This window comes from Chitinophaga sp. (genome assembly GCF_036569125.1).
GTDB lineage: Bacteria > Bacteroidota > Bacteroidia > Chitinophagales > Chitinophagaceae > Chitinophaga.
Genome location: NZ_DATCRF010000777.1, coordinates 1 through 5435 on the forward strand (window position 1 = coordinate 1; position 5435 = coordinate 5435).

Here is a 5435-nt window from a genome sequence, read left to right on the forward strand (position 1 = left end):
CCTGCCACAGCTTACAGAAAGCTGGGCCGATACGGTAACCATCCATCACCTGCTTAGCCATACCAGCGGGGTGGTAAGAACGGATAAGCCCCTGGCTTTCAGCCCTGGTAGCGCATTTGCCTATTCTAACCTGGGCTTTGAGCTGCTGGCAAAGTGTATAGAAAATGCCTCCGGCCAGTCGTTTGCTGCGCTTTCCATGGCGCTGTTTAAAAAGTGCAGTATGCACAACAGCTTTTATCCGGACAGCACATTAGGCCAGCACCCTGTAACCGGCTACACCGCGCAGGAAGATGGCAGTGTACAACCAGAGCATGGAAACCTGAGCGGGCACGCTGCATCCGGCACCTTCATATCCACCGCGGCAGATCTTGTAAAGTGGAATAACTGTTTGCATGGCGGCAAGCTTTTATCTGCTGCCAGCTATCAAGCTATGATCACCAAAAAAGAGAAAGCAGTGCGGGAACATCCTGTTTTCGGCCTGCAGGATTATGGCTATGGTATTACCACCAGTGGCCAGGGCAGCCACTTACAGCTGGGCCAAACCGGGCTTATACCTGGTTTTGTGTGCATGGATTTTTATTACCCCGCTTCCCAAACCAGCATTGTGGTGCTGGAAAATGTTGCATGGTCAGCAGGGGATATTAAGGAGATGTTTTACTATCATTTGCCGGTGCTGCAATTAGCTCTCGCCATCCACTAATACCTCGTACATCTTGATCTTCAGCTCCTCCAAAGATACATCCTGTACCAAACGGCCATCCTGTGCATAGGAAATAGTAGCGCGTTCTTCCGATACTACAATGGCCAGGTTATCACTATGTTCGGTGATACCTACGGCGGAGCGGTGGCGCAAACCAATACGGGTAGGCAGGTTGGGATTATCGGATACCGGCAGTATTACCTTGGCCGCCAGGATCTTATTGCTTACTATGATCAGCGCCCCATCATGCAGGGGACTGCTTTTGGCAAAAATGCTTTCAATGAGCTTGGCGCTGATGTTACCATCAATACCAATGCTGCTGGCCGTATCAAACTTTACCCTGTGAGTGGTGGCAATCACAATGAGGGCGCCGGTATGGCGGGCAGAGAGGTGGCCCACGGCGGTGATCACTTCATTAATAATATTCTCCTCTTCACGGTAGCTTTTAAACCGGTCGGGCATAAACAGCTTGGTAAAAAAACTATCCTTGCTCAGCGGTGTTTTCTTGCCCAGCACCAGCAGGAACTTGCGGATCTCCGGCTGAAATATAATGATAATGGCAATGAGCCCTACGTTAATGAAGTTCTGTAAAATGTTGGTGAGAATGGGCATGCCCAAGGCCTGTACCAGGAAGTAAGCCAGGTACACCATCAGCAGGCCTACGAAGATGTTGAAAGCCAGGCTGCCCTTTAATAACCGGTATAATTGAATAACCAGGAAAATTACGATCGCCAGGTCCAGAATATTCAGCCAGTTAAATCTATATCCGTAAAATTGAAACATATCCATAATTGTAAAAATAGATTTTAGATCCCAGATTTACGATTTTAGATTTATATGTACTGCGTTGTTGCAACACTTTTTACAGGGAATGCATGTACTGCAGCAGCTTCACAGTTTCTACGGCGTCCTTTACATCATGCACCCGCAGCAAATGCGCGCCCTGCTGCAAAGCCAGTGTATGGATCACCGTTGTGCCGTTTAACGCGGCTTCGGGGGTAGTGTTTAACAAACGGTATATCATTGACTTGCGGGATACGCCCACCAGCAGGGGACACTCCAGAATGTGGAACAGGTTCAGACCGCGCAGCAGGGTGTAATTGTGGGCAATCGTCTTCCCAAAACCAAAACCGGGATCCAGGATCACATCATGGATACCTGCGGCCCTGCACTGCGCTGTTTTTTGTATAAAGTAATCAAGCACTTCCCGTACCACGTTATCATACTGCGGATCTTTTTGCATGGTGGCCGGCGTGCCCTTCATGTGCATGGCAATATAGGGTACCTGCAGGCGGCCGGCAGTGGCAAGCATGTCAGGGTCCATTTCCCCGGCGCTAACATCGTTAATAATGGCCGCTCCGGCCTGCACGGTTTTTTCTGCCACGGCAGCATGATAAGTATCTACAGAAATAATAGCTTCCGGGTAATGGTTGATGATGCCATGAATGGCGGGCAGCAAGCGGTCCAGCTCTTCCTGCGCGCCAATCGTGGCAGCGCCCGGGCGGGTGCTTTGAGCGCCCAGGTCCAGTATACGGGCGCCATTGGCCAGGTGCTCACCGGCCTTTTCTATAATATGCTGCAGGTGCCGGCTGCGGCTTTCTGCATAAAAAGAATCATCGGTAATATTAATAATGCCCATCACTACCGGAGTGCTAAGGTCCACCAGCTGACCACGGCAGGAGAGGGTATATGGGAGGAGGTTCATGGCAATAACTATTTTAATGTGCAGATGTGCAAATATGCAGATCTGCAAATGATAAATGCAGTACTTCAGGCTCACCTATCTGCACATCTGCATATCTGCACATACGCACATTTTTCGTACTTTGCCCTGCAAATTAAAGTTTCTTCCTTAATAAAGACAATGAGCAACACCTTAGCGCAATACCAGCAGGCCATCGGCACGTGTAAAGATATCTTCATTAAAAAAACCAGGGACTACGGCACCTCCTGGCGGGTATTAAGGCTCATTTCCGTTACCGACCAGATCTTTATAAAAGCACAGCGCATCCGCAACATCCAGGAGCTGGGCACCCAGAAGGTGGAGGACCAGATCGACGGGGAGTTCCGCGGTATTGTGAACTATGGCATTATTGGCCTTATACAGCTGGGGCAGCATGGCAATCCCTACCAGGACCTGCCGGTAGATGAAGTATCCCGCCTGTATGATGAGCAGGCCCGTTTTGTACAAAACGTAATGGAAGATAAGAATCACGACTATGGCGAAGCCTGGCGCGATATGAGCCAGGAATCCTTTGTGGACCTGATACTCACCAAGCTGCTGCGCATCAAGCAAATACTGCGTAATGAAGGTAAAACGCTGATCTCAGAAGGTATTGATGCTAACTTCGTGGATATCATTAATTATGCGTTGTTTGCTCTCATCAAAATAGATGAAGCCGCACCCGTGAGCCGCCTTTGATCATTAATTATTCGCCGTTCCTTATTAATTCTTTAAATTGATCGCTGTTTTATAATTGCAGATATGAAGTTTATCCTGATCCTATTACGCATACTCGTAGGCGTACTCTTTATTTTTTCCGGCCTTATTAAGGCAAATGACCCGCTGGGGCTCAGCTATAAGATGGATGAGTTCTTTGAGGTGCTGCATATGACCTTTATGTCGCACTATTCCCTGGTGTATTCTGTAACCATGAACGTGTTTGAAATAGTAGCCGGGGTAGCGGTGTTGCTGGGGTACCGTATGCGCCTGTTCTCCGTGCTGTTGCTGCTGCTCATCATTTTCTTCACCTTCCTTACCGGTTATGCGCTGTTCAGCGGCACCATTAAGGAATGCGGCTGTTTCGGGGATTGCATTAAGCTCACGGCAGAACAAACTTTTTATAAGGATGTAGCTTTGCTGGTAATGATCCTGGTGATCTTTGCCTACCGCAAACGCATACAACCGCTGTTCCCTAAAATGGCATCCAATATTATTATGGCCGCTGCGCTGGTATTCTCCTTCGGCGTACAGTGGTACACATTAAGCCACCTGCCGTTTGTAGATTGCCTGGCCTATAAGGTAGGTAATAACATCCCTGAAAAGATGAAAATGCCGCCGGGCTCCACGCCGGATGTATATGAAACCACCATGATCTACGAAAAGAACGGGGAACGCAAAGAGTTCACCATGGAAAACTATCCCTGGGCCGATAGCACCTGGAAATTCGTAGACCGTAAGGATAAGCTGGTGAAAAAAGGTATTGGAGAACCTGGCATTAAGGATTTCATTTTAACGGACTTTGATGGCGGCAATCAAACCCAGGCTATTTTATCGGAACAGAAACCGGTATACCTGTTCCTGGTGCTGAACACCGCCACTGCCGGCAAAGGCTGGGATGCCAAAATGCAGGCGCTGCAAAAACGCATGGAAGCTAATGAAGTGTATATCTATGGCGTTACCGGTTCCAGTAAAGAAGCCGTAGCCGCTTTTGAAAAGGCGCATGGCATCAGTTTCCCCTTTGTGCAAATGGATGGCACGGCTATTAAAACCGCCGGCCGCAGTAACCCCTGCCTGATCTTATTAGAGCAGGGCACCATTAAAGGGAAATGGCATTATAATGATATTCCTTAGAGGTCTATGGTCGATGGTCCATGGTCCATTGCATACATCGCAAGATGAATACTTCAGGTAACTTGAGATATTAAACCATGTAGTAGGCCATGGACTATCGACTATGGACCATGGACTTTTTTCACCACCATGCACTACTTGCTAAAAAAAATATCATATGGTTTGCTGGTACTGCTGGGGGTAGTGGTATTGGTGTTCATGCTGTTCAATGTGCTGCCGGCAGATCCTGCGCGCCTTACCCTGGGGCAGCGGGCCGATGTGGCCTCCCTGGAAAATGTGCGCCGGGAGCTGCACCTGGATCAGCCGATGCCCGTGCAGTTCCTGCTATACCTGAACGATCTGCTGCCCATTAGCATTCACCCCGAGCAGGAGGCGCGCAATAAGCTGCACTACCTAACGTTACTGCATATATCCTCTTCCAAAATACTGGTATTAAAAACACCTTACCTGCGCCGCTCTTACCAGGGCAAAAAAGATGTGTGGGAAATACTCATTGAAGCCCTGCCCGGCACCTTGCTGCTGGCATTGGCAGCTATGTTGTTTGCTACGGTAGCCGGTATTGCCCTGGGCGTACTCTCTGCCGTAAAACAAAATACCTGGATGGATACCAGCGCCATTTTTGCCAGTGTGCTGGGCATTTCCGTACCATCGTTCTTTGCCGGCATTGTGCTGGCCTACCTGTTTGGCTTTGTGTTTAGCCAGTACACCGGTTTGCATATGACAGGCAGCTTGTTCGATATGGATCCTTTTAAGGGCCGGGTGATGAACCTGCGTAACCTGGTGCTGCCGGCTATTACGCTGGGCATACGCCCGCTGGCTATTATAGTGCAGCTAACCCGCAGCGCCATGCTGGATGTGCTGAACCAGGACTATATACGTACGGCATATGCCAAAGGGCTGAAGCGTAGTGCGGTGATTTTTAAGCACGCATTGCGTAATGCCCTGAACCCGGTGATCACCGCGGTTACCGGCTGGTTTGCAGAGCTGCTGGCCGGCGCTTTTTTCGTAGAATACATTTTTGGCTGGAAGGGGATCGGTAAGGTAACCGTAGATGCACTTGAAAAGTTTGATTTCCCGGTGCTGATGGGCGCCGTATTATTTACGGCTGGTATCTTTGTGATCATTAATCTCCTGGCAGATATATTATACAGCATTGTAGAC

Annotated in this window: 6 protein-coding genes; 4 read left to right on the plus strand and 2 right to left on the minus strand. The window is 49.1% G+C overall.

Going from position 1 to position 5435, the window contains the following annotated elements; translation table 11 throughout:
• The coding region (locus VIM87_RS28685; RefSeq protein WP_332000305.1) for a serine hydrolase domain-containing protein at nt 1-700 on the plus strand (700 nt) is incomplete at its 5' end.
• On the opposite strand, the gene VIM87_RS28690 is transcribed toward VIM87_RS28685, so the two are convergent.
• Both VIM87_RS28690 and folP read right to left on the minus strand, forming a co-directional pair.
• Nucleotides 680-1489: a diadenylate cyclase gene (locus VIM87_RS28690; RefSeq protein WP_332000306.1), complete on the minus strand. Its 810-nt coding sequence runs from the start codon at nt 1487-1489 to the stop codon at nt 680-682. The genes VIM87_RS28685 and VIM87_RS28690 overlap by 21 nt on opposite strands.
• A gap of 73 nt (nt 1490-1562) precedes the next feature.
• Nucleotides 1563-2405 carry a dihydropteroate synthase gene (folP, locus tag VIM87_RS28695; RefSeq protein WP_332000307.1) on the minus strand — a complete coding sequence of 281 codons (843 nt, stop codon included), beginning with the start codon at nt 2403-2405 and terminating at the stop codon, nt 1563-1565.
• A 159-nt stretch (nt 2406-2564) separates the two neighbouring features.
• Here folP and VIM87_RS28700 point away from each other — a divergent pair, with 159 nt between their 5' ends.
• The 3 genes from VIM87_RS28700 to VIM87_RS28710 form a co-directional block, all read left to right on the plus strand.
• A complete protein-coding gene (locus VIM87_RS28700; protein ID WP_332000308.1) occupies nt 2565-3122 on the plus strand; it encodes a DUF1599 domain-containing protein in 558 nt (185 codons plus the stop codon).
• A gap of 63 nt (nt 3123-3185) precedes the next feature.
• Nucleotides 3186-4274 (plus strand): BT_3928 family protein, encoded by a 1089-nt coding sequence (locus VIM87_RS28705; protein WP_332000309.1) that lies wholly within the window; start codon nt 3186-3188, stop codon nt 4272-4274.
• A gap of 162 nt (nt 4275-4436) precedes the next feature.
• On the plus strand, nt 4437-5435 hold a 999-nt coding region (locus VIM87_RS28710), incomplete at its 3' end, for an ABC transporter permease (RefSeq protein WP_414649676.1).